At 48.1% G+C, this 20,123-nt stretch carries 13 protein-coding genes; 7 read left to right on the forward strand and 6 right to left on the reverse strand.

Translation table 11 applies throughout. The annotated features are described in order from the left end of the window. Positions 1-161 precede the first annotated feature (161 nt). The 5 genes from asnB to H6F52_RS21500 all read left to right on the forward strand — a co-directional run bounded on the left by asnB (position 162) and on the right by H6F52_RS21500 (position 7,002). Positions 162-2,129, forward strand: coding sequence for an asparagine synthase (glutamine-hydrolyzing) (gene asnB, locus H6F52_RS21480; protein ID WP_190416090.1), 1,968 nt, complete (start codon positions 162-164; stop codon positions 2,127-2,129). A 98-nt stretch (positions 2,130-2,227) separates the two neighbouring features. Then, positions 2,228-3,658 (forward strand): hypothetical protein, encoded by a 1,431-nt coding sequence (locus tag H6F52_RS21485; RefSeq protein ID WP_190536702.1) that lies wholly within the window; start codon positions 2,228-2,230, stop codon positions 3,656-3,658. Between the two features lie 364 nt (positions 3,659-4,022). Further along, positions 4,023-4,229 carry a hypothetical protein gene (locus H6F52_RS21490; protein ID WP_190536703.1) on the forward strand — a complete coding sequence of 69 codons (207 nt, stop codon included), beginning with the start codon at positions 4,023-4,025 and terminating at the stop codon, positions 4,227-4,229. A gap of 48 nt (positions 4,230-4,277) precedes the next feature. Continuing rightward, complete coding sequence (locus H6F52_RS21495; protein WP_190536704.1) at positions 4,278-5,582, forward strand: nucleotide sugar dehydrogenase; 1,305 nt, start codon at positions 4,278-4,280, stop codon at positions 5,580-5,582. 241 nt (positions 5,583-5,823) lie between these two features. After that, positions 5,824-7,002 (forward strand): glycosyltransferase family 4 protein, encoded by a 1,179-nt coding sequence (locus H6F52_RS21500; RefSeq protein WP_190416086.1) that lies wholly within the window; start codon positions 5,824-5,826, stop codon positions 7,000-7,002. 489 nt (positions 7,003-7,491) lie between these two features. Here the strand turns inward: H6F52_RS21500 and H6F52_RS21505 are convergent, their stop codons facing one another. The 3 genes from H6F52_RS21505 to H6F52_RS21515 all read right to left on the reverse strand — a co-directional run bounded on the left by H6F52_RS21505 (position 7,492) and on the right by H6F52_RS21515 (position 10,220). Continuing rightward, a complete protein-coding gene (locus H6F52_RS21505) occupies positions 7,492-8,538 on the reverse strand; it encodes a fatty acid desaturase (RefSeq protein WP_190416084.1) in 1,047 nt (348 codons plus the stop codon). A 203-nt stretch (positions 8,539-8,741) separates the two neighbouring features. Next, complete coding sequence (locus H6F52_RS21510; protein WP_190416083.1) at positions 8,742-9,005, reverse strand: hypothetical protein; 264 nt, start codon at positions 9,003-9,005, stop codon at positions 8,742-8,744. A gap of 258 nt (positions 9,006-9,263) precedes the next feature. Further along, positions 9,264-10,220: an aldo/keto reductase gene (locus tag H6F52_RS21515; protein WP_190416082.1), complete on the reverse strand. Its 957-nt coding sequence runs from the start codon at positions 10,218-10,220 to the stop codon at positions 9,264-9,266. Between the two features lie 114 nt (positions 10,221-10,334). On the opposite strand from H6F52_RS21515, the gene H6F52_RS21520 reads away from it, so the two are divergent. Both H6F52_RS21520 and H6F52_RS21525 read left to right on the forward strand, forming a co-directional pair. Continuing rightward, entirely contained in the window at positions 10,335-11,783 is a 1,449-nt protein-coding gene (locus tag H6F52_RS21520) for a BCD family MFS transporter (RefSeq protein WP_190416081.1), read from the forward strand. Positions 11,784-11,856: 73 nt separating this feature from the next. Then, on the forward strand, positions 11,857-12,663 hold the full coding sequence (locus tag H6F52_RS21525) for an inositol monophosphatase family protein (RefSeq protein WP_190536705.1): 807 nt from the start codon (positions 11,857-11,859) through the stop codon (positions 12,661-12,663). Positions 12,664-12,830: 167 nt separating this feature from the next. Here the strand turns inward: H6F52_RS21525 and ggt are convergent, their stop codons facing one another. The 3 genes from ggt to H6F52_RS21540 all read right to left on the reverse strand — a co-directional run bounded on the left by ggt (position 12,831) and on the right by H6F52_RS21540 (position 20,105). Further along, on the reverse strand, positions 12,831-14,576 hold the full coding sequence (gene ggt / locus H6F52_RS21530) for a gamma-glutamyltransferase (protein ID WP_190536706.1): 1,746 nt from the start codon (positions 14,574-14,576) through the stop codon (positions 12,831-12,833). Positions 14,577-14,679: 103 nt separating this feature from the next. Further along, positions 14,680-19,920, reverse strand: a complete 5,241-nt coding sequence (locus H6F52_RS21535; protein ID WP_190536707.1) for a PAS domain S-box protein — start codon at positions 19,918-19,920, stop codon at positions 14,680-14,682. Beyond that, positions 19,914-20,105 carry a hypothetical protein gene (locus H6F52_RS21540; RefSeq protein ID WP_190430582.1) on the reverse strand — a complete coding sequence of 64 codons (192 nt, stop codon included), beginning with the start codon at positions 20,103-20,105 and terminating at the stop codon, positions 19,914-19,916. The genes H6F52_RS21535 and H6F52_RS21540 overlap by 7 nt, the downstream gene beginning before the upstream one ends. Positions 20,106-20,123: the final 18 nt, after the last annotated feature.

A 20,123-nucleotide genomic window follows, 5' to 3' on the forward strand; every position in this document is an offset into this window, starting at 1 on the left:
CCACCAAAAATTTGAATACATTGATGCGGACAAGCGGCATCAAGCAATAAATTTAGTGGAATATCATAGGCAAAAGTTTGCAAGGGAGTTTCGCCATGTAAATAGCCAAGACATAGCTATATCTGGCATTTTTAATTGAAAAAAATGGATAAATAAAAATTGTGTGTGGTATTACAGGTTTTTGGGACACATCCTGCCAAAAAAGCGCATTGCAGATGCAGGCGATCGCGCAGAAAATGTCAAATACCCTACTCCATCGAGGGCCAGATGACGGCGGAGTATGGGTGGATGCTGCATCTGGGATTGGTTTTGGGCATCGGCGACTGGCGATTGTAGACCTTTCCCCAGAAGGACATCAGCCGATGGTGTCTGCAAATGGGCGCTATGTAATTGTATTCAATGGCGAGATTTATAACTTTTTAGAATTGCGGCGAGAATTGGAACGGCTAGGACATCGGTTTCGCGGTCGTTCCGACACAGAGGTGATGCTGGCTGCTTTCAGCGAGTGGGACGTGGAACCAGCAGTCAAACGTTTTAACGGGATGTTTGCCTTTGCGTTGTGGGATTGGCAAGAGCGAGTTTTACATTTAGGGCGAGACAAACTAGGCGAAAAACCCCTCTATTACGGCTGGATAAATGGAACTTTTTTATTTGCATCTGAATTAAAAGCTATCAAGGCTTATCCTAATTTCGAGGCTGAAATTAACCGGGATGCCTTAGCCTTGTTTATGCGGCATAACTACATCCCAGCACCCTATTCCGTCTATAAAGGTATTTACAAGCTACCCCCTGGCACTCTTCTAAGTTGGAATGGGGGTGCGACTCGTTCTCCTACCGTACCCTATTGGTCTGCCAAGGAAGTTGCTGAATCGGGTATTGCTAACCCTTTCACAGGTTCAAAGTCGGAAGCAGTAGAACAGTTGGAAGCTTTGTTACAGCAAGCAGTACATCTGCGAATGGTGGCAGATGTGCCCTTGGGTGCTTTCCTGTCAGGGGGCATCGATTCTTCGACTGTAGTTGCCTTGATGCAGCAGGTTTCCAGCCAACAAGTGAAAACATTTACCATCGGTTTTGATGAAGACGCTTTCAATGAAGCAGCTTATGCCAAGGCTGTCGCCAAGCATCTAGGTACAGACCATACAGAACTGTATGTGACACCAGAGGAAGCACTAGCAGTTATCCCCAAGCTACCGATGCTGTACGATGAACCCTTCTCCGACTCATCCCAGATTCCTACCTTCTTAGTGTCTCAACTTGCCAGACAGCAAGTTACCGTTGCCCTTTCCGGAGATGGCGGCGATGAACTATTTGCTGGCTACAACCGCTACTTCTGGGGTGCCAAAATTTGGCAGCAGATTGGCTGGATACCACCAAGTTTGCGGCAGGTTGCAGCGAGTGCATTAACCCGCTTATCCCCTCAAGCTTGGGATCGGGGCTTTACACATTTTGATAGCCTACTACCGGCTCGACTCCAGCAACGCCATCCAGGAGACAAACTGCATAAGCTGGCTGAGATTTTGGCAGTGTCTCATCCCGATGCCATGTACAAAGGTCTAGTTTCTCACTGGAAAAACCCCGAAGCTGTAGTCATAGGTAGCTGCGAACCACCGACAATCTTAAGCGATGCCTATGGTTCGGACTCTGCCCTCCGTCAACACTGGACGCGCCTACCATCCTTTATTCAGCGAATGATGTACCTCGACACTGTCACCTATCTACCGGACGATATCCTTACCAAGGTAGACAGAGCGAGTATGGGTGTGGGTTTAGAAGCCCGCGTACCGCTGTTAGACCATCGGCTGGTCGAATTTGCTTGGCGCGTGCCGCTGTCTATGAAAATTCAGAATAAGCAAGGTAAATGGCTGTTGCGCCAAGTTTTGTGTAAGTATGTGCCAAGTAACCTGATCGAGCGTCCCAAAATGGGCTTCGGCGTTCCAATTAAACGTTGGTTGCGCGGTTCTTTACGAGACTGGGCAGAGGAACTACTTTCTGAACAGCGACTGCGAGATGAGGGTTTTTTCAATCCGCAACCGATTCGTCAGAAATGGAAGGAGCATCTTGCGGGCGATCGCAACTGGCAATACTATCTTTGGGATGTCCTAATGTTCCAAGCTTGGTTAGATGCCTGACACTCTTTATGTGAATTCCTTATCAAAACTTGATAAATGTTAAGTCAGTAATTGATCCAGTTACTCTGCCCCTAAAAATAAACTATTGGAGGATATAAATGTCTAATCTACTTAGACCACTCCGCAAAATTCTGTTATTGGAAATAAATGAAGTTCCGTGGCAGCTTATCGATAAATTCAAAACAGACCCACGCTTCCCTCATATCAGAAAGTTTTTTGACAACGCCAAAACCTACACTACGTTAGCAGTTGATAGCGGTGAACTTTCCCCTTGGGTTACTTGGCCTTCATTTTATCGGGGTATGAGTAATCAAGAGCATGGAATCAAAAATTTAGGGCAAAATCCCGGTACTTTCAAAGGTAAGCCACTCTGGGAGGAATTTCGCGAACTTGGTCTAAGTATTGGTATCTGTGGCTCTTTACAAAGTTGGCCTCCTAGCGATCCAGGTGAGGGTGGATTCTACATTCCCGATACTTTTGCTCACGACGAAAGGTGTATTCCCAGATATATTGAGTCTTTCCAAAAATTCAACCTGGGGCAAGTTGCCAAAAACGGTCTTGTTGTCAAAAAAGATAGACTGATTTCTAAAGATTTATCAGGTTTATTAGCTTCTCTACCTAAACTGGGTATTTCCAGGAGTACCATCATACAAATCGCCAAGCAGCTTTGTATGGAATGGATTGACCCACCACGTGTTGCACGTCGATCAACTTTCCAGACTATCCTTTTATGGGATATATTCAAATCTCTCTATAACGCCCATAACCCACCCGCATTTTCTACATTTTTTACGAATCATGTGGCTAGTGTAATGCACCGCTACTGGCACCATATTTTTCCTGAAGAATTTGGCGATCGCTACCTCACTCAACCCAAGATCCATGCGGCTACCATGATTTTCGCTCTTGAAATACTTGACAAAATATTGGCTGATGCCATGCAATTGTGCAAAGTAAATCCAGAAATAACTTTAGTCTTTGCCACCAGTATGGGGCAAGCCGCAATTCATCGGGATGAATATCAAGGGTTTTCATCGGCAATTTCAGATATCCCCAAATTTATGGGTGTATTTGGCTTACAAAAAACAGATTACAAGCAACTTCTGGCAATGGTGCCGCAGATTGCTGTAGAAATTCCCGACCCAGAAGTAAGATACCATCTCATTCAAAAGTTGAATAACTGTTACTCTATGAGTGGGAAGCCACTATTCAAGATTGAAGAAATCACTAGTAGCCTTAGTATTACTATTAGAACGCCTCCTGCTATAGACATTAAATTAAAGAAATTTATTTATAAGAATAAAAATGCAGAAAGTATTGATTTTAGTTGGGAATCAGCAGGCATTACAATGCATCAAGTCGAGGCGGGCACAGCCTACCATATACCAGAAGGTATAATGGCGATATTCGGTTGTGGAATTGTACCACAGGACTCACGACAAAGAATTAAGGCTTCATCGTGTAAATCTCTACTACTTAAACTTGCCTTTGAAACTACTGAGGTAAAAAGTGCGTATACCCTCTTATGAAGCAGGAGCATTGCTTGAAAGCTACAACAAATGATTGATTATAATCTATAGGTATCAAGCTGAATACGCCAAGTAAGGTGTATATCAAAGGTGCTGTAGTTTGGTATTAGAACGCCTAGTAAATTAAAATATTTCAAAACGTGGAATAGAAATTAGTTGGTAATACTAGGGTGGGATAAATGGTGTAGGAATGAAACATTTTCCAAAAAATTTCTGAGTCGCTAATATAAATTGTTAGCTTTGTAGTTATGGAATTTGCTAAGTGCGTGCCACTGACAATTAAAATTAAAAAAGTTAGGGTACATAACTTTTGCCGCAAGTTTTATGTAAGTATATGCCTCGGAACTTGATTGAGGAAACCAAAATGGGCTTTGGTATCTCGATTAAATGCTGGTTGCCAGAGTTCTGTGTGCCACTGGTGAGAAGCATTGCTTTGAGAACAGCGATCGCAGCATTGGGGTTGTTTCAATCCTCAACCCATTGGTCAGAAACAGAAGAAGCATCTATCGGGGATCGCAAGCTGGCAATATTATCTATGGGCTGTTCTAATGTTCCAGGCATGGTTAGATGACTAAAGGCAGACCGATCCGGTTCTAAACATCAAAGAGAAGCAAGTATCATGAGCGATCGCAAAGCGTTTAGGCAAACAAATCGCATTGCCGTCATCGGTCTTGGTTATGTTGGTTTACCTGTTGCCTTGGCGTTTGCCAAAAAGTTCCCCGGCACAATTGGCTTTGATAGTAATGTCGAGAAAGTCAAGATCCTCATGCAGGGCATCGATCCTGCGCGTCAAGTCAGCAATGATGACTTAAAAACCTCCAATCTCCGGATCTCCACTGCGATCGCCAACCTCGCCGAAGCAAATTTTTTTGTAGTCGCCGTACCAACGCCAATCGATCGCAACCACCGACCGGACTTAACCTGCCTGATCCAAGCTTCTGAAACAATTGGCAAAGTGCTACAACCAGGAGCAGTAATCGTATACGAATCCACTGTGTATCCGGGAGTAACAGAAGATATTTGTGGGCCGGTCTTAGCAAAGGTATCAGGCTTACAGCAAGGTATAGATTTTAAGCTAGGTTACTCACCAGAGCGGATCAATCCGGGCGATCGCGTTCACACCCTAGAAAACCTGGTCAAAGTCGTAGCTGGGGAGGATGCCGAAACCCTGGAACGGGTTGCCAATGTCTACGGCAGCATCATTGACGCAGGCGTTTACCGCGCCCCTTCCATCAAAATAGCCGAGGCAGCCAAAGTCATCGAGAACACTCAACGAGACTTGAACATTGCCTTGATGAACGAGTTAGCCTTAATTTGCGATCGCTTAGGCATCCGTACCTGGGATGTTTTGGCAACAGCCAAAACCAAATGGAATTTTTTGCCCTTCACACCTGGACTCGTCGGGGGTCATTGCATTGGGGTCGATCCTTATTACCTGACGACTAAAGCAGAAGAGCTGGGGTATCATCCTCAAGTCATCCTAGCCGGTCGCCGTATCAACGACAGCATGGGTACATACCTAGGACAGCGCCTAGTCAAGCTTTTAGTTCAGGCTAATCTGCCCATCAAAGGGTCGCGAATTGGGATTCTAGGGCTAACGTTTAAGGAAAATGTGCCAGACCTTCGCAATAGCCGAGTGCCAGATATTGTCGCAGAGCTGCAACAATTTGGTGTAGAGCCACTCGTACATGACCCCTTGGTCGATCCCGATGAAGCCCAGCGCTACTACAACATTGACCTTGTCCCTTGGCAAGTCTTATCCGATCTGGAGGGGCTGATCCTTGCAGTCAGTCATCAAGTCTACCTAGACATGCCCAGCGCTCAACTACTCACTTGTCTGCGCTCAGGTGGAGTATTAATGGATGTCAAATCGGTTCTTGACCCTGCTACATTACCATCCACTATCCATTATTGGAGTCTTTAGAGTATATCTGTAAGGCGCTAATTATCTTGTAGTGGCGAAGCATTCAACTAGGAATGAATCGATAGAACCCTGTTTTTCCCTAAGATTGTTAGCTCTGAAGAGAGCCCCTACCAAGAACACATCTAAGCTGGGCGAATTGACTTTATAGACAACCTTATTAGTATTGGTTTCACTATCAAGTTTATATATTTCCATACCTGCATATAAACTAATTGATAAAACTAGGGTGAGATTAAGTTGTGTGGAAAACAAAAATCGCCTGAAAATTTTGCTAGTTGCTAATACGGGCTGGTATCTTTATAACTTCCGTCTGCCTCTAGCTAGATTTTTGCGTCTTCAGGGAATCGAAGTCGTTTTAGTTTCCCCTTGGGATGCCTACGTCGAAAGGCTGGAAGCAGAAGGGTTTCGTTGGATTCAACTGCGGCTGAGTCGGCGGAGTATCAACCCTCTAGTAGAACTCTTAACCATTGCTCACTTAACATACATTTACCTTCGTGAGAAGCCCTCCGCTGTCCATCACTTTACAATTAAGTGCGTTCTGTACGGAACGATTGGTGCAAAGCTAAGTAGAACCAGAGCAGTTGTGAATGCTGTAACCGGCTTGGGCTACATCTTTATTAGCACCGAGTGGAAGGCTCGTATTTTACAACCGATTATCCGGTTTCTGTATCGGCAGATATTGACTGCTCGTAGAGTGAGGGTTGTGTTCCAGAATATGGATGATCTGCAAGCTTTTGCAGACCGAAAGTTGATCGTTCCGGACCGGACGGTACTAATCAGAAGCTCTGGTGTTGACTTGAAGCGCTTTTCACCACGTCCTAGTCACCCTGATGCTCCACCTGCTCCGGTTGTGTTGTTCGCCGCTAGGCTGCTAGTTGATAAGGGTCTGATTGAATACGTTGAAGCTGCCCGCATCCTCAAAACAAAAGGAGTCTGCGCGACCTTTCAAATAGCAGGTGTCCCAGACACCGGAAATCCATCTTCAATTTCTGAGACGACCTTGGAGCAGTGGCGCAGGGAAGGAGCGGTTGACCTTCTAGGGTATGTAGAGAAGATGGAAAACCCGATCGCCTTATCAACCGTTGTTGTGCTTCCTTCCTACCGGGAAGGTGTGCCTCGGATTTTACTAGAAGCAGCTGCGATGGGGAAACCACTGGTAGCAACGGATGTCCCTGGCTGTCGAGAGGTGGTTATTCCTGGCGAAAATGGCTTTCTGGTTCCAGTTAAAAATGCTCGGCTGCTGGCTAATGCCATTGAGGTACTCCTGAAAGATCCAGATCTGTGCAAAGCAATGGGGGACGCCGGGAGAGAGAAGGTGTTACGTGAATTTGATGACCAGGATGTGGTAAGAAGGACGGTAAAAGTCTACGAAGTAATAGGAGTAAGACTATCAAGCGACATGGCAGCAACTGAGCAATAGCGATTAATTTCTAATTCTTGGAGTTGGTTGAGCAGTGGTTGGTAACGGTAGCCTCACTCACCCGCAGCAAAGGCAAACTGATGAAGATGTTTCATCCCCAGCGCAAAAGATACCATTTTTGTGTTTAGCTAGTTCTGCCTTTATCTTGCTATTAATCGAGATTATTCCTGTGGGAATAGGGATTACTTTCTATCTAAGCACCCTTGCCCCAAGCTATAAACGCTAGGTGGAGAACCAAACTAGGAAAAGTTTATTGCTCAAGTTGTCCAAATTATCTGTTACTGCAAATTTGGGTTTTCCAGGCACGCCGCCTAACCAAACTCGTGAAATTTTTCGTGCAGATGAAATTCCGGAGTGGTGGGTACATCTCGACCGGCGTGCAGTTGATCCGTCACCTAAAAATACCCTTTTGCCAAAAAAAACACCCCATTCCTAAAAAGTCAAGGGTGCTTGAAAGAGTGTATACCTGATTATTTTGGAGCTGCTAGCCTATCGCCCAAAGTGGTAGTCCTCAAAAGACTGGTAGTAAGAGTCTTCGGGATTGTACAGGTGACATTCATCTGTAATCTGCTTCATCAAAGACCAAGAGAAGCGACATTCACGAATTGAGTCTCCCCACTTTTCTTGGATACTGCGATGAGCTAGTCGCAAGTTATAGGAGGGAATTGCGGTAGAAATATGGTGGGGAATATGAACGTTGATGTCGTGGCAGAGAAATTCCACCCAGCGCGGATAATCGCAATGGACGGTTCCAAAGAGTTGCGCTTGAGCTTGATTCCACTCGTTGGCGGGGGTGAAGGGAATTTCCGGCGCTGTGTGGTGAACCAAGGTAAAGGTACTCATCCAGAAGTGGTACACCAGCCAGGGTAGAAGCCAAAATTTGACAAACCCCCAGATGCCGATTGTGGCAATTAATAAGGGGAAAGCTACGCTGGCAAATCCCAACACGACTATCGCCGATAATTTCACCTTCTGGCGGTCTTTGCCTTTAAATTGCCACCAATTAAAATGCATAACGCCCCAGTGGACAATCGAAGCCACCCACCAAAATCGACCCCGCAGTAAGCGATAGCCCCACTGTCCCAAGCTTCCTAAACTGTTATAAAACTCTGGTTGAAAGGGTTCCCAAGCATTGTCTTCATTAAGCTTATTGGTGTGGGCATGATGGTAATTGTGCAGAATCCGCCAACTGTGGAAAGGATAAATTAGCGGCAGCATGAATAAATGCCCCACGAGATCGTTCACCCAGCGCCGATTGGCAAAGGAGCGGTGTCCGCAGTCATGACCAATCACAAAAAAACCAGTCAACCCTGTGCCGATAAAAATCCAGAGGGGAGGTAAAAGAAACCAGGGAGCGATCGCTAAACCCCAGTAGCCCAAGCCAACCATTAAAACGTTAATCAGCGCTGTGAGCCAAGCTTTGCGGCGATTCTTGGTAAAAACCTCACGCGGTAGACTTCTCAAAATGTCTCTTAGGTGCAGGCTGTCAGTGGTTGCATCCGAGTTCGGGATCGTTGCTGGGATGGTCGATGTCATGCAGAGATTAAAGTTCTCGTGGTTTTCGTTGAGTGCAGTGCGTTTATACGCGCACAAAAATACTGCCCGATACAGATTTGTGGCAGGCAGTATTTTTGATCGGCGAATGATTTATAACTTCGGGCAAACGAAGCTAGCACCGAAGAGTTGCCGATAGAGTTACAAACAGCATTTCTAGGGATAAAAGCCTCTTCCTACGAACCTTACGGGTTAGCGGTGCTGGGTGTCGCCGCCATCTCGCGATCCGATGCTAACCGCTGCTGTTTGATTGTTTGCAGCTGTTGCAAGAGAATTTCAACTTCCGCCTGCAAATGCAGGAACTTAACTTGCTGGTCGGCTTGATAGACAGCTTTGGTCACAGGCTTCAGATGCTTTTCACCAGTTGGGGCTGTCAAAAGATTGCTCAGCGGCTCGGAATTGCCAACAGAGTCTTGCGGACGGGTCAGTGTAGATGAACGAGTGGACATCAGCTAAACAGATATTTCTGTGTACTCACACCATCCAGTAATTTTAGCCTGAAGTGGTAACTAAGTTAAATTTTATGTGTCGCTTTTCTAATTGGCTAAAAAAATGCTGTGTTCTGTAGAAGTTAGGTCGGTACTGCTACCTTTGTCGCTCTGGCGGATGCAGGCTGCGCCTACGGGTCGAATACGGCTCGCGTCGTTCCTTCAATAATGGACACAATCGAGGCGGTGCCTCGATTGCGAACCAAATTTAAAATCGGTTTAATTTCGCCAAGGACGACTCACCTGTTCCAATTGGGCAACTTCCTCGCTGCTCAATTCCCAACCGAGCGCCCCGGCATTCTGCCGCGCCTGTTCGGCTGTCTTTGCGCCTGGAATCGCAATCACATCGTTCTGAGCGATTAACCAATTGAGGGCAACCTGAGCGGGGGTTTTTTGATACTTTTCCCCTAACTGACTCAGCAAGGATGTCACTGGGGAGATTTTCTCTAAGCCGCTGCGGCTGAAGCGAGAGTCAAATCTGCGGGCACCCGTCGGTTCCTGGTACTTCTCAACGGTGTACTTACCAGTGAGTAACCCTTGTGCAAGAGGGCTGTAAGCCAGGATTGTCACCCCCAGTTGACGCGCTGTGTCTAGAATGCCGTTGGTTTCGATTTGTCGAGTTAGCAGAGAATAGCGTACTTGGTTCACCGCTAAAGGCACACCCCTGGCTGCCAGCAGTTGGTGGGCTTCTTTCATTTGTTCGGCTGAATAATTGCTGACGCCGACTGTCGCAATTCTGCCTCGCTTCACCTCATCGGCTAGAGCATTCATCAGCGTCTCTTGACTCATCAAAAAGGTAAAAGGCCAATGCACCTGATAGAGGGCGACTTGCTCAACCCGCAGACGTTTTAAACTTTCTGTTAAAGCATCTGAGACCGATTGAGCCGTGAATCGCCAAGGGGCAGGGCCGTATTTAGTAGCAATTTGGGCAGGACATCCAGTTTCTTGCATGAACTTTCCCAAAAGTGACTCTGACTCTCCGAACCCATAAATCTCAGCAGTATCAAAAAAGGTAATGCCGGAATTTAGCGTGGCTTCAAAGGCTTCTCGTAGTTGGGCTTCCCCGTAATCGCTGCCATAATTCCAAAACAGCTTGTCCCCCCAAGCCCAAGTGCCGATACCGAGTTGGGTGACTGTGGGACCATCGCGTCCTAAAGTAATCGTTTGTAGGCTCAAAATTTCTACTCTTTACAAAACTTTATATTTTTCAGTTTAACGTCGCAGACAGTCGCAGATGAGTATGGTGAAATGAAAACAGCAAAAGATGCTTTCATTTGCTTTTAAAAAAAGATGGCAACAGGTGATATATCAAATTTGCAACCAGAAGACTCGAAACCCCGCGAGTCATTTCCTCCCAAGGTGAATTTATTCACCATGTTCCGACTCGGCTTATTTCAGATGGGATTGGGGATGATGTCCGTTTTGGCGCTGGGCATCCTCAACAGAGTCATGATTGGGGAGTTAGCAATTCCTGCCACAATTGCAGCGGGTGCCTTGGCGATGCACCAGTTTGTTGCCCCAGTGCGAGTGTGGTTTGGGCAAATGTCGGATGCAAAGCCGATATTGGGGTATCACCGCACGGGTTATGTGTGGATAGGTGCAACACTGTTTGCGATCGCATCCTTCCTCGCCGTACAAGTTATGTGGCGTCTGGGCAATGTGGTGCAAGCTGCTGGGGGTTGGTCGTGGACAACCCAAACCTACGGCTGGACTGGTTTGCTGGCACTTGTGTTCGTGTTTTATGGCGTGGCGCTGAGTATGAGTTCGACTCCCTTTGCCGCGATGTTGGTGGATGTTTCCGATGAAGATAATCGTTCTAAACTCGTCGGGATTGTCTGGTCTATGTTGATGGTGGGAATTGTTATCGGGGCAATTCTCGGCAGCAGTTTGCTCAAGCAAGTCGGCACAGACGCACCCCTATCAGCATTGCAAGCCTCGATCGACCGCTTGTTTATGATTGTACCGGCGACCGTGGTGGGTCTGGCATTGCTGGCGACGGTGGGCGTCGAGAAAAAATATTCCCGCTATACCTCTCGTTCCACTTTAGTAGAGCGAGAAGATAGCATTACCTTGGGTAAGGCATTGCGAGTGTTAACCGCTAACCGGCAAACGGGAATCTTTTTTACGTTTTTGCTGGTGATGACGATTAGTTTGTTTATGCAGGAAGCAGTCTTAGAACCTTATGGGGGCGAGGTTTTCCGAATGCCAGTTTCGGAAACAACCAAGCTGAATGCTTACTGGGGACTGGGAACCCTGATTGGAATTAGCAGCACTGGTTTTTTGATTGTGCCGCGCCTAGGTAAGCAAAAAACCGCTAAGCTAGGCTGTTTGTTAGTAGCCGCTTGTTTTGTGTTGATTATCCTGTCAGGATTTAGCCAAAATCAAAAGTTATTGCAGGGTGCGTTATTCTTGTTTGGGCTTGGCTCTGGTGTCACAACCACCGGCGCGATTAGCTTAATGCTGGATCTGACAGCAGCGGAAACAGCCGGTACGTTTATCGGTGCTTGGGGATTGGCGCAGGCAATGGCACGGGCACTGGCAACCGTGACGGGAGGTGCTGTTTTGGATGTGGGGAAACAGCTATTTGCAAACCCGGTACTCTCTTATGGATTGGTATTTGCGCTGCAAGCCGTGGGGATGGTGCTAGCGGTTTGGTTCCTCAGTCGGGTAAATGTGTCAGAATTTCGCACAGATGCCAAAAATGCGATCGCAACTGTCCTGGAAGGTGAATTAGACTAACGAATTGCGAATAGATCATCGCTAATGGTGAATTGTATTGCCATTAGCCATCAACCTCGAACCACGAACGCAGATGACAGATTTTTGGGAGAAGGTTCTCAGCTTTGCACAAGAGACGACTGTTAGACTCGGCAAGCAACTGCTGCAAGATTTTGGACAGATCCAGGCAGAACATAAAGCAGATGGGAGTTTGGTAACGCAGGCAGATAAGTGGGCGGATCGAGAAATTCGAGAAGCGATCGCGCGCACATTCCCCAGCCACGATGTTTTAAGCGAAGAGGCAGAACATACCTTTTTCGGTTCCGAATGGTGCTGGGTCATCGATCCGGTTGATGGCACCACCAATTTCACGCGGGGAATTCCAATCTGGGGAATTTCAATGGGGTTGCTGTATCAGGGCACTCCGGTATTCGGGTACGTGTATTTCCCCCCCACCAGGCAATCTTTTCACGGCTTTTGGCACGGTGAAGGCGGTGACAATGGTGCTTTTTTAAATAATCGCCCGATTCACACTAGTCCAGATGCTCCGAGTAATAGTCACTTCTTCTGCGTGTGTGCCAGAAGTACCTCTATCTTGCAGAAACCTTTCCCCTGCAAAATCCGGATGCTGGGCGTCACTACCTACAATTTCCTGGCAGTTGCTTCTGGTACCAGTTTGGGCGGGGTTGAATCTACCCCCAAAGTTTGGGATATTGCAGCAGTTTGGGCAATTTTGCAGGCGGCGGGTGGGGTTTGGATACCGCTGAATTCAAAACCTGTGTTTCCTTTGCAAAAAGGAGTGAATTATGGCAGTATTTCTTTCCCCACTTTAGTCGTGAGTCGTCCCGAACTCGTCCCAACTTTTCAACCTTTAGTGCAATTTTTGGGCAATAACAATTGACACTCCCGCTCTTTAAGGAAAGCTTCTCACATCTAGCTGAGGGCGGTTGAAATCAATCCTCTTCCCTGAGCCCTCTTCCCTGACTCCTCAGCCCTCACTCTTTTTCTCTCAGCCCTCAGTCCTCAGTCCTCAGTCCTCAGCCCTCAGTCCTCTTCCCTCAGTCCTCTCTAATAACCGCTTGGGGCACCTTCGCCGCGAGGATCGGCAGCCCCTTCTAATAAGCCATCAGGAGTAACGACGATCGCGTTCGCATTTCCCCAAGGCGATCGCTCTTCGATTTTGTGCCCTCGACGGCTCAGTTCTGCAAGCGTGGCGGCGTCTAAGCCGTAAGGTTCCACGTTGAGCTTGTCCGGAAGCCATTGATGATGGATACGGGGGGCGGAAACGGCGGCACCAGCATCCCTGCCGTATTCCAGGACGTTGAGGACAACTTGCATCACGGTAGTAATGATCGTGCTACCCCCAGGCGCACCGACAGCCATCCGCAGCTTGCCATTTTCGGTGACGATCGTTGGGGTCATACTGGAGAGGGGAATTTTGCCGGGAGCGATCGCATTCGCTTCACCGCCCACTAATCCAAAAACATTGGGGACTCCCGGCGCGGCGGCAAAATCGTCCATCTCGTCATTTAGCAGAATTCCCGTTCCCGGCACCACCACACCCGATCCAAACCCGTAGTTAATCGTAAACGTGAGGCTGACAGTATTGCGCTCCTCATCGACTACCGTTAAATGAGACGTATCTTGCGATTCCTTGGACTTGCCAAAGCCTTGTAGCGTCTCCTGATTCGCTGCCTTTACCTCAGTGGAAGCTCGTGCCCGTTCTAGACTAATTTCCTGGCGTCTTTTGGCGGCGTATGCCGGATTAATCAAGGCATTAACCGGAACTTTCACAAAATCCGGATCGCCCAAATGTACAGCCCGATCCGCATAAGCGATCCGCATTGCTTCCACCATCAAATGCAGGGAGTCTGGGTGGTGCCATCCTTTGGATTTTAAGTCAGTTTCCCCAATAATATTTAAGATTTGCAGCAGGTGAACGCCTCCTGACGAAGGCGGCGGCATCGAGCAAATCCGAGCAGCGCGGAAATTGCCGCAGACGGGGGCACGCCAAGCCGTTTTATAAGATTTTAGGTCATCAAGGGAAATCAAACCCCCATTTTTTGCCATATCGCTCGCGATCGCGCGGGCAATGTCGCCAGTATAGAAGTCTTGAGGATTGAGGGCGATCGCTTGTAAGGTTTTGGCCAAATCTTTTTGTACCAGCTTCTCTCCCGGTGCAAACAAAGTGCCGTTCGGCGCAAAAATTTGTCGGGCTGCGGGATTATTGAGAATGGCATCCTTACGGTTTCCCGCAACTTGGGCAAAACGCGAGGTAGGGTTAATCGTAGAGCCTTCGTTGGCAAAACGAATCGCCGGTGCGATCGTTTCTTTCCAGGGAAGTTTGCCATACTCGCGATGGAGTTCGTACAGTCCCGCTACCGTTCCGGGCACTGCGACTGACAAATATCCATTGACACTGGCATTGGGACGCACTTTCCCTGCTGCATCCAGATACATATCCCGCGTTGCCTTCAGGGGGGCGCGTTCGCGGAAGTCAAGCGCTTTGATTTCTCCAGTTTTCTCCAAGCGTACCAGGGCAAAACCCCCGCCGCCGATCCCAGCCGAAAAAGGCTCGACAACGGAAATGGCAAAAGCAGTTGCCACGGCTGCATCGACTGCATTGCCTCCCTTACGTAACATACTCAACCCGGCATCACTTGCCAGTCGGTGAGCGGAGACAACCATCCCCCGTTTGCTTCGCAGAGGCTGTATAAATGCTGCGGGTGCTTTGTCGCACCAAGACACGGAGACAGAGACAAGAACTGTCACCAGTGCCAGGGAAAAACGCTTAGACCTTAGAGAAATAGGCATTATTGTGGCGCAACAGAGCGATCGCTTTTGCCACTAAAGATATCACTTACCACTAGCGATGATTGTTTTTTTTCTTGAACCAATCCCTTTTCCTTACCACCATTCAAGATTGGGTGCGTCCGGTGAGGTTAGCGATCGCTGTCGCTAACTCCACGGGGTTGACTGGCTTAGAAATGTGTACCTGGAAACCTGCTTGCAGCGCCTTTGTACGGTCTTCAGCTCTGGCGTAGGCTGTCAGCGCTACAGCCGGAATTTTTCTACCTTGTGTATCCAGCGCCCTGACTTGACGAATCAGGTCGTAGCCATCTTCTCCTGGCATCCCAATATCGCTTACCAAGATATCCGGCTGCAAGCGGTGGAGGGCTTCCAGTGCTTCGCGGGCACTCGTCACAGCGGTGACTTGGGCGTGGTATTGCTCCAAGATGGCAGTTAGCACTTCGCGGGCGTCGGGTTCATCATCCACAATTAGCACTCGCAAGCCATCCAGCGTTACGGCACAGGAAGCGAAGTCGGCGGAGGAAGGAGGAAGGTGAGAATCTAATTCATCTTTCCGGTTTTCTGCTTCCTCCCTCCGGAGCGGTAAATTCACAATAAAGGTTGCGCCTAAGCCAATTCCGGGGCTTTGGGCGCGGACGGTTCCCCCTTGCAATTCTACGAGGTGGCGCACGATCGCAAGTCCGAGTCCGAGTCCGCCATGCGATCGCGTCGTTGTACCATCGGCTTGACGGAAGCGTTCAAATACATAAGGGAGAAAGTCGGCACTAATCCCTTGTCCCGTGTCAGTTACTCTGATTTCGGCATAGTTGGGAATCGGGAATGGTTCGTTCCCATTCCCCCTGCCTACAGAAAGTTGTACCTCGATCCGCCCTCCCTTGGGGGTGAACTTGACGGCGTTAGAAAGCAGATTCCAGACGACTTGCTGCAAACGAGCGGAATCGCCCAAAATGAGTCCGACTGAGCGATCGCATCTAGAGTCAATTTGAATGTTTTTCGCTTCTGCTGCGGGTAGCACCGTATCGATAGCCGCCTCAATCACGGGTACAAGTTCGATGGGACGCACATTTAGGCGCAACTTGCCGGTAATAATCCGCGAGACATCTAGGACATCCTCAATCAATTGAGACAGTGACCTGGTATTGCGGTCGATGGTTTCCAGGGCGCGGGTGGCAGTGGCTGGGTCAAATTTCCGGGTACGCAGGAGTTGAGTCCATCCCAGCATGGCGTTGAGAGGCGTTCGCAGTTCGTGGGAAAGGGTCGCTAAAAACTCATCTTTGGTGCGGTTTGCTTCTTGGGCTTCCCGGTAAAGGCGTGCATTCTCAACCGCGACGGAAGCCATCTGTGCCAGTTGGACGAAGATGGCTTCATCTTGTTCGGTGAACTCACCCTCGTATTTATCCGACAGTTGAATCAAACCGATATTTTTCCCGTTGTGTCCCGTCAGGGGTGCAGCTAGCCAGCCTCGCATTGGTAGATTATCAACAGTTTTGTCAAATTCTTTCCAAGCCGGATGTGCCTCCAGCTCAGCTTGCGTCATCCGCATCGGGCGGTTCCTCTGCCAGACAAGCGAGTAGATGCTCGTCGTCACATCAAGTTCTTCAGGGGATTCGCGCCTGGCTGCATATTTGTCTGACACAGAGATGGCGTTGAGAGACTGCGCCCAGTCTTGATTAAAACTTAGTTTGGCGTGTGACTGGTGGGCACCGATGATGGTACGCGCTTGGTCAGCGATCGCTTGCAACCGCTCATCAATCGAGAGTGTAGAGTTGATGGCTAAAGCAGCATCCGCCAAGCCTCGAAGTTGGGTCGCCCGTTGTTGTTCGTTGAGCAAAAGTTGATTGCGTTCTTGCTCTAACTGCTTGCGCTCGCTAATATCGGCAACAATGGACATACAGCTAAGATTTCCCTGAGCGTCACGCACCGGACACGCCCAGACACTGATATCAACCAGTGAACCGTCCTTCTTTCGGCGACGTGTTTCTATAGCCGTTAATGTTCCGCCTTGCTCGATAGCATCAAGTTGTGCTATAAACTCGTCTCGTTTATCTTCTAGGATGCTAGGAAGAAAACAGCCGACTACCTCTTGTTCGCTCCAGCCGAAGATCCGCTCATCTGCTGGATTCCACAGTTTTACCGTTCCATCATCAATACTGAGAACTGTAATCCCCAGGGGACAAGCTTGAATCAGGCTGTCAAGAGTTTGGTTCGTTGCTTGCAGCGCTTCCTCAGCTCGCTTCCGTTCGCTGATGTCTTCAACCATGCCCAATCCATAGCAGGGGTTCCCTTCTCGATCGTAAATTGCCGTAGCTGTAAGATTAATCCATAAAATTTCCCCATTTTTCTTGATATAACGTTTTTCTACTTGATAGCGAGTTAGTTCACCTGTGAATAATTGCTCTGTATAGCGCCAATCTTTTTCAACATCTTCGGGGTGGGTAATCTCTGTAAAGGTCAATTGACTGAGTTCTTGCTCTGGGTATCCCAACATCTCACAGTAGGTTTTATTCATTTTGACCAAACGACCGTTTAAGTCAACCACGGAGATGCCAATGGGTGCCTCTTCAAAAAATTTTCGGAATCGTTCTTCGCTTTCTCGAAGTGCTTCCTCGGCTCGGACGCGCTCTGTAATATCTTCGTGTACCAAAACCACTTCGCGAATATTTCCGGTTTCATCTTTGACGGGATAGATGAAAGCCTGCGTCCAGCGTTCTTGCTCGTGGAAATCTCCTAGCTCCGAAACATAGTAGACGATGGGTGGCATGGCTGTCGCCTCGCCAGCAAATGCCTTTTGAATGTACGGCATGATGCCTTTAGCAACTAATTGCTCATCCTGCAACAGGTTGTATTCCGAAAGTTGGTCAAGCGTGATTCCCCAAAGTTTCTCCCAAGCCTGGTTTACCTGAAGAATCCGACCGTCGAGAGCCATAATTTGCGTACTCAACGGGGACTGATCCACCAAAGCTCGGAAGCGAGCTTCTGATACTCGCAATTCCTGCTCAGCGCGTTTGCGTAGCGTAGCGTGCCGCAGGCTTTCGCTTAAGTCAATCGCAAAACCCACTCCGATTTTGTTCGCTCCGCCCAGATAGCCTGTCCCCACTAGGACGGGAACCCTGGTGCCGTCTTTGCGGATGTATTCTTTCTCGAAAGGCGTATGGGTGCCTGTCTGCTGCATCGTCTCCATCGCCTGCAAATCTAAATGCCGATATTCTGGCGGCGTCATTTCCGCCCAGTTCGCTTTTCCGGATAGCACTTCCTCCTGTGTATAACCGACGATGTTACAAAAGACATCGTTTGCTTCCAGGATATTGCCAGAAAAGTCCGCAATGATAACCCCGATAATATTTGACTCAATCAAGCGTCTCGCCCGTACTTCACTTTCTCGCAGAGCCTCTTCAGCTTGCTTGCGCTGGGTGATGTCGCGGGAAATGACCACGATCCCCTTGATGCTTTTATCCTGATTGTGCAGGGGGGCGACGATATATTCGTAGTGTTGCAAGCCGCTAGCACCTAAGAACTCGTTCTCATGTCTGATCGGTTCTCCGGTAGAGATGACTTCTTCTCTGTGAGCATCAAATCGGCTCATAATTTCTTCTGGCAAGCCGATATCTCGCCAAGTTTTGCCTACCAGCTCGCTTGGCTGGAACCCTACCACTTGGGCACCGCCAGCGCTTACATATTGGTAGCGACCTTCACGATCGAAGATGTAAATGTGATCGACAGATGCCGAAAGAATTGCATCCAGCGTACTGGCTTGTTCTTGAAGCTCGTTTGCGAGATGCCGAGAGTTTTCTTCCGCTTGTTTGCGTAGCGTAGCGTGCCGCAGGCTTTCGCTAATGTCCTGTTGAGTTCCCCACGCTCGTACTAAAAAACCATTTTCCACAATTCCTACGAGGTTATTTAAAAAATATTTGGGATTTCCTTCTTTATCCACCTCATAGGATTCTGCATCGCTGAGTCGGTAGCCAGACTGAATAAACGCCCGCAAATATTCAATATTATGTGGCTCGGAGGGAATTAAAAAATCTTCTAATCTTACCCCAATAATTTCTTCTACACTACTAAACCCATACATTTGAGCCATGACCCGATTGCATTCAGCTAAGTATCCATGTTGGTAAAAACGCTGAATCTGCTCATCTTCTGTCACTTCTATGGGAATCGGTTGCTCAAGTTCAAATCGCCAAATTCCTTCTGAACTTCGCTCAATAAAAGCGCGGTAGCGTTCTTCGCTGTTCCGCAACAAGGCTTCAGCTTGCTTGCGCTCAGTAATGTCTCGAATAATACTTAAAACTATTTTTTTATTGCCAATTCCTAAGCTTTGGGCACTCACTTCTACCGGAAAAGAACTCCCGTCTTTCCGGTAGTGAATGGTTTCAAACAAAATCCCTTCTTTGTCTGCTTGTTCAATTTGCTGAGCGATTAAATTCCGAGTTTGTGGCGCTCGTAAATCGTTAATCTTCAGGGAAATCAACTCTGATTTAGAGTAACCATAAGCTTTAACAGCAGCTTGGTTTGCTTCAATAATTTGACCATCAAGCTGAATATATAAAACAATGTCACGACTGTGTTGAGAAAGAAGTTGATATCGTTTTAATTCTTCCTCAGCGGCTTTGCGCTCGGTGACATCAGTTAACATCGCGATCGCTTTCGGCATCGCTTCACCTTTCGCGTCGCTGACACCGCCTTCATGAAAAATAAGATTTGTGGAGACAATTGCCCAAAGCGTCGAACCGTCTTTGCGGCGGTAACGGAAGTCAAACTGCTCGTTGATACCCTGCTTCCCACGCTCCAAAGATTGCTCTAACTGAATACGAGCCTCTTCATCCATGAAGTCAAAAATTGGACGACCGAGCATCTCTTCTACACCGTAACCGAACATCTCGGCTAACCGTTGATTGACGTACTCTATTCGCATTTGGGCATCCAATAACCAGATGCCCTCGTTAGCCGTCTCGACGATGCTACGATACCGCTCCTCGCTGGCTCGTACTTTTAATATGTTCTTCTCGGATCGATGCTTGGCAGCTTTTAATTCCGCGCTGAGCCAACTAATAAATAATGCCACCAACCCAAACACCGCCACTCGCAGGATGTCCCCTCCACCAAACAAAACTGAATGGAACGGCGGGATAAAAAAATAAGAAATCGTTAAAGTAGACAAAACAGTAGCTAACAGTCCCGGTTTCGAGCCGCCGTACCAGGAACTCAACATCACGGCAGCAAAAAAAAGTGGGGAAATGTGCGGCTGAATGTGCGGCAATAACCACAGCGTCAGTACCCCAGCGCTAGCAACGGCGAGTACAGCAACACCGTAGCGCCGTAATCGAGGGTTGATTTTTTTTAACATATTCTGTTCTCCTGGCGGGTTCGGCATTTGGAGCGCTTCGCACTAATGCCAACACCGATTCTTAATGTAAAAAATGAAAAACGAATCTCCCGCGCCAGCGCGATCGCGTTGCGCTGACTTGTCAGTTCGCTGGTTCGCACATCTACCCTAGTGGCTCCTCGATCCGTATCATAGCCAGATGTCAAGGTCTAGCGCCTCTATAT

This window comes from Coleofasciculus sp. FACHB-542 (genome assembly GCF_014695825.1).
Classification (GTDB): domain Bacteria; phylum Cyanobacteriota; class Cyanobacteriia; order Cyanobacteriales; family FACHB-T130; genus FACHB-T130.